1 protein-coding gene is annotated in these 1,894 nt (G+C 71.0%); it reads left to right on the top strand.

What is annotated here, in order from left to right:
• Nucleotides 1–1,894, top strand: a 1,894-nt coding sequence (locus tag IE226_RS43520) for a type I polyketide synthase (RefSeq protein ID WP_190087072.1), incomplete at both ends; no start/stop codon positions are given.

The following is a 1,894-nucleotide window of genomic DNA, read 5'->3' on the forward strand; positions in this document are numbered from 1 at the left end:
CAGCGCCGGCCTGACCCCGGCCGACGTGGACGCCATGGAGGCCCACGGCACCGGCACCACCCTCGGCGACCCGATCGAGGCCCAGGCGATCCTCGCCACCTACGGGCAGGACCGCCCCGCCGACCGGCCGCTCTGGCTCGGCTCGGTGAAGTCCAACATCGGTCACACGCAGGCCGCCGCCGGTGTCGCGGGCGTCATCAAAATGGTGATGGCGATGCGGCACGGAATGCTTCCGCAGACGCTGCACGTCGACCAGCCGACCTCGCAGGTCGACTGGTCCACCGGTGAAGTCGAACTCCTCACCGAATCCCGCCCCTGGCCGGAGAGTGACCGGCCGCGCCGGTTCGGTGTGTCGTCGTTCGGCTTCAGCGGCACGAACGCGCACACCATCATCGAGCAGGCCCCGGCGGTCGAGGAGCCGGCTCCCGCTGTGGTTTCCGCTCCCGCAGGAGCGGTGCCGTGGGTGCTTTCGGCCCGAAGTGCCGAGGCTTTGCGGGAGCAGGCGGCACGGCTGCTCTGCGACGCGGTCCACCTGAATCCCGTGGATGTCGGCTTCTCCCTCGCGACGACGCGGGCGTCGCTGGAGCAGCGTGCGGTCGTCATCGCGGACGACGAGGAGACCCGGCTGACCGCCCTCACCGCGCTCGCCGAGGGCAGACAGGCGGCGGGGGTGGTGACGGGCGCCGTCACAGGCGGGCTGCTGGGCTTCCTGTTCTCGGGGCAGGGTTCGCAGCGGCTGGGCATGGGCCGCGAACTGGCCGACCGTCATGAGGTGTTCGCCGATGCCCTGGACGCCGTACTGGACGAGTGTGACCCGCGGGTGCGTGAGGTGCTGTTCGGTGAGGATGCCGAGGCGCTGAACGAGACGGGGGTGACCCAGCCCGCGTTGTTCGCGGTGGAGGTGGCTCTCTTCCGTCTGCTCCAGAGCTGGGGTGTGCGCCCGGATGTGCTGGCCGGTCACTCGATCGGTGAGCTGGCGGCGGCGTATGTGGCGGGTGTCTGGTCGCTGGCTGATGCGGTGAAGGTGGTGTCGGCGCGTGGTGCGTTGATGCAGGCGCTGCCGTCCGGTGGTGCGATGGTGGCCATCCAGGCGTCCGAGGCGGAGATCGCCCCGGACCTGTCGGAGACGGTCGGCCTGGCCGCCGTCAACGGACCCACCTCGGTCGTCGTCTCGGGTGTGGCCGCCGATGTGGACGCGGTCGCGGAGAAGTGGCGTGCGGCGGGCCGCAAGGTGTCGCGTCTGAAGGTCAGCCATGCCTTCCACTCACCGCTGATGGACCCGATGCTCGACGACTTCCGCCGAGTGCTCGAAGAGGTGTCCTACGAGGCGCCCGCCACCCCGATCGTCTCGACGCTGACGGGGCACCCGGCCACCGCCGACGAGTTGGCCTCGCCGGAGTACTGGGTGCGGCATGTGCGGGAGTCCGTGCGGTTCCATGACGCGGTCGTGGCGTTGCGCGCGCAAGGCGCCGAGACGTTCGTCGAGGTCGGTCCCGGTGGCACGCTGTCCGCGCTGGGCTTGGGCTGTGCGCCCGACGCGGTGTTTCTGCCCGCGCTGCGCGCTGAGCGGCCCGAGGAGGCCGCGCTCGTGACGACGGTCGCCGCCCTGCACACGCGGGGCGTGGCGGTCGACTGGGCCGCGTATTTCGCGGGCAGTGGTGCCCGGCGGGTGGACCTGCCGACCTACGCCTTCCAGCACCAGCGTTACTGGCTGGAGGCGGTGGTCGGCGAGCGCGCCGACAAGCTCTCGCCGACGGAGTCGCGGTTCTGGGAGGTCGTCGAGGAAGGCGACCTCGCTGACCTCGCCCGTACGTTGGACGTTTCGTCGGATGCTCCGTTGAGTGAGGTGTTGCCGAGGCTTTCCGCGTGGCGCGCGGAGCAGCGGGGCCGTTCG

Source organism: Streptomyces longisporoflavus (assembly GCF_014649775.1).
Classification (GTDB): Bacteria; Actinomycetota; Actinomycetes; order Streptomycetales; family Streptomycetaceae; genus Streptomyces; species Streptomyces longisporoflavus.